General features: G+C 38.8%; 1 protein-coding gene. It reads left to right on the top strand.

All coding sequences use genetic code 11. The annotated features are described in order from the left end of the window. Positions 1-33: 33 nt before the first annotated feature. A partial coding sequence (locus ACNKXV_RS14835) for a hypothetical protein (protein ID WP_417908464.1) occupies positions 34-276 on the top strand: 243 nt, incomplete at its 3' end.

Raw genomic sequence — 276 nt, 5'->3', positions numbered from 1 at the left:
GTGGCATTGGAACAAGCTAAGCTGGTTAAAATTGTGCAAGAAGACCGTGTATCCCTGGATTTTGATAAGGAATTGACCAAAGGCTATGAAAACGCCAAGGTGAAAATTACTTCTCCCTCATTATTTGATAAGACCATCTATTCTGGATATACCGGAGTAGGTGAGAAGAAGACCGCTACTTTCCAAGTGAAAGTAGATGGTAAAGAAGCCATAAAAGGGAAAATAAAGCTTTCTTCAACCCGAGGAGGTTATTTTGAAAGAGAATTTACACTAAAC

The sequence above is a fragment of the Christiangramia aquimixticola genome (genome assembly GCF_048285835.1).
GTDB classification, from domain to species: Bacteria; Bacteroidota; Bacteroidia; order Flavobacteriales; family Flavobacteriaceae; genus Christiangramia; species Christiangramia aquimixticola.
The sequence above is the reverse complement of the archived record's forward strand: the minus strand, read 5'-3'. Positions and strand labels throughout refer to the sequence as shown.